The sequence below is a fragment of the Paraburkholderia ultramafica genome (assembly GCF_902859915.1).
Classification (GTDB): Bacteria; Pseudomonadota; Gammaproteobacteria; order Burkholderiales; family Burkholderiaceae; genus Paraburkholderia; species Paraburkholderia ultramafica.
In genome coordinates, this window is record NZ_CADIKK010000110.1 from 1 (window position 1) to 2938 (window position 2938).

General features: G+C 58.7%; 1 protein-coding gene and 1 pseudogene. Both read right to left on the bottom strand.

What is annotated here, in order from left to right:
* Positions 1–198, bottom strand: a pseudogene (locus HV744_RS36265) (integrase); the annotation flags it as partial.
* A 362-nt stretch (positions 199–560) separates the two neighbouring features.
* On the bottom strand, positions 561–2546 hold the full coding sequence (locus tag HV744_RS36270; RefSeq protein ID WP_175154043.1) for a hypothetical protein: 1986 nt from the start codon (positions 2544–2546) through the stop codon (positions 561–563).
* Between the last annotated feature and the right edge of the window lie 392 nt (positions 2547–2938).

Consider the following 2938-nt stretch of genomic DNA (forward strand, 5'->3'; position numbering starts at 1 on the left):
CAGCTTCGTCAAATCACAAGCGCGGAGCTTGCTGTCGATGCCGAGATTGAACATTGCCAGATCCCGCACGCGGGACGAAAGCTGCAGGCGCACGCGTATCGCCCAAATTTCTTTCAGCTTCAGCGGTGGCTTCTGGCCGGTTAATCTCCCTTTATTCCACGGGACTCGCGTCGGAACTGTGTCGACTGATGTGCTCATGACAATCTCCTTTCAGTTGAAGGGAGATCCAGTCTGCATCTGGAGCAATGGGCGCTACCCGACCCACAAAGGACGGATGCTTTTCTCCACAGCGGACGCTCGCACCAGCATTGCATCACTCAAATATAATGACAGCGGTCAAATGGAGGCTGTGCTGATCATCCTCAATGTAGAGATTTAGCCGGAATTGCCCGAAGGCGACGACTACGCGAGCACACTCGTGAACTTCCGCTTCATCGCCAACGGTCTGTGGGCGACCGATGAGACGATCGCCAAGTCGCGGGCGAGCAAGTGAGCAAGGGGGCGGCGTGATAGAACAAAGTGCCGGCCCACCGAGTCCTCTTCAGATCTCAAGGACTCTGTCAATCGCCTGAGCCATCTTCGTCATCGTCCAGGACGGTGGCGGTCGAATCGGCGGCATCGTCCCCGTCGGGGACAAGCATCATCTGCCCCCACTCGTCCTTTCGGTAGATAGCGATGTAGTCAGGGACACGTCGAGGCGGCGGCACGTGCTCCTTTGGAAGCCGCACAAGCGCTTCCGCGCAAGTAGCCTTCAACTTGGCATAGCCCACCTTGTCGGCGTACTTCATGGCCTTGGCCAGCATGACCTGGTGCATCGTCAGGACGTAGTCGCGCTTGTGCTTTTGCCGGTAGAGGGCGTCGTAAGCGTCGGTGCCCTTCTCCAGGTCCTCCAGCTTGGCCTTGTAGGCCGCAGGATCTTCCATGACAACGCGCTGGCGCATCATGACCATCATCCGTCCGTAGTCGCGAAAGATAGTCAACAGGTCCTGCTCGGTCGGCGGAACCTGATCGGTCAGATCGTCCAGATCGAGCACGTAAGGCATGAAGAAATCGAAGTCGCGCTCAGCGAACTTGGACATCAGATCTCGAGCCAGCCGCCACTGATTGCCGTGGTCGAGGGTATCGCGTGCAAAAGTCAGCCGCTGCTCCTTGCTGAACGCGATCAAGTAGTTCTCGCCCAGATTGAAGGCGATGAACTCGAGCAGGTGATCAACGTTGAACTGCAGCGTGGGGCTTTCCTGGCCTTCAGGCGGTTCGGGCTCACCCGCCTTGCGAAACGGGTAAAAGGGAAAAAGGTCGAACTCGGTATACAGCGCGGCCCGACACGGCGAGGCGGCGAGCGCTGCAAGCACGTCTCGCAACGCTGTCTTATCAGCGTGGCCAATCGCCATGGTGATCATGTCCCCGATCAGCGCCTTGAACATCAACGTGTTCAGTCCGCCCGTGTGGACGAGTGCCTGCCCAAGGAAGCGAATCGCCGCGTCCACCGCGCGGCGGGTATTGAACATACCGTCGCACGCGGACAAAACATAGAGGCACTCGCCAACGTTCTCCGTGAACTGAGCGGCATTGAAGAGCTCAGGCCACCGATCGAGCTCGTCGATCAAGTGCATGTACATGTCACGTTGAACCGCGAACGGGTCCTTCGCACACGGATAGTCTGCGAGGTAGCGGTCAATGGCGTCCAAGTCCGCCGGGGTCGCCCGTATGGCCACTGCTCCCAAGGTCTGCGAACGGGCTGCATTGCGCGCGTCGACTGGTGTGGCAAGGCTGCGGTTCCTGCGCGACTTGATGAACTGCGGCGTGCTCGCCAGCAGCGCATCCCGATCGAACCGATCACCCTGGAAGACTGGCCCGTACTCGGGCCGGAAATCCGCAATGTCGACGGTTGACTCGGCGAGCAAGAAGCTGATCGAATGGAAGTGCGAATAGGCCTTGCCATTGTTGCCCGTCCAAGGCTGATCCCACGCGGGAAAGGCAGACATGATCCGATTGCCGCGCATCTGGACGCGAATTAGCATGGCCTTCAACGGGTCAGTCAGCCTGGCGTAGCCGTACAGCACGCCGTCGGGCTTTTCCGCAGTGATCGAATCCGAGAGCTCCCGGTCGAGGTTCTTGAGCGCCTCATCGATCACATCGATGATGTCGTCCTCGGTGAACGTCACCGGAAACAGCGTCTTCCAGAGATAGCCAGACTTGTAGTAGTTGTCTGGCTGCTGGGTGATCCCGGCAGCCCCTTTGGTGAACAGCCGTCTGGGGATCTTCAGCGTGATGCACCCGTTCTGAAGCTCCCGCGCGAACCACCAGGCGTCATGGACGCCAAGGCGAAACTCCATCAGGTGAACGACCTTTGGGTGCAGGGCCAGGAATTTCTTCCAGCCGGCGTAGGTGTGCAGGCCACCCGACAGCACCGTCTCTTGGTACTTGCCGGTCGGGGTCACCACAGGACGAATCGTCGTCTCGCCTGCGACGATGTGGTCAAACGATTCTTTGCTGAGCTCGTACTGGCCTTGATCGCCGAAGCGCAACGGGAAGGATTTCGTCATGGATACGCTGGTTGTGCTCGGGAGATTGCCTGAGGGTATCGACGCCCTACTTCGCTCGCCTGGCTCCACTAAATTGGCGCGCGCGACGAAACGCATTTTCCATGCGTGTTGGCGCCGATTCAAAAATTGAGCTTCCCAGACGAAGCAGCACTATACGACGCCGGAAGCGTTGATTGTTGGCGATTTAGGCACCGACGTCGACCGTCCGCTCGTGGCCGGGTCCAGTCCGATGCTGAACCGACGATGGGGCTCGTCCTCGATCGGCTGGATCGGGCAGAAGTCGACCGAGAGTGTGTGAAAACGCATTGATCGCCTAAACTAAATCAACGCGTTCAGACTGGGTGACTCATGAAGCGATTCGTTGAAGGCGATGACCGCAAGCAGGTCGCACT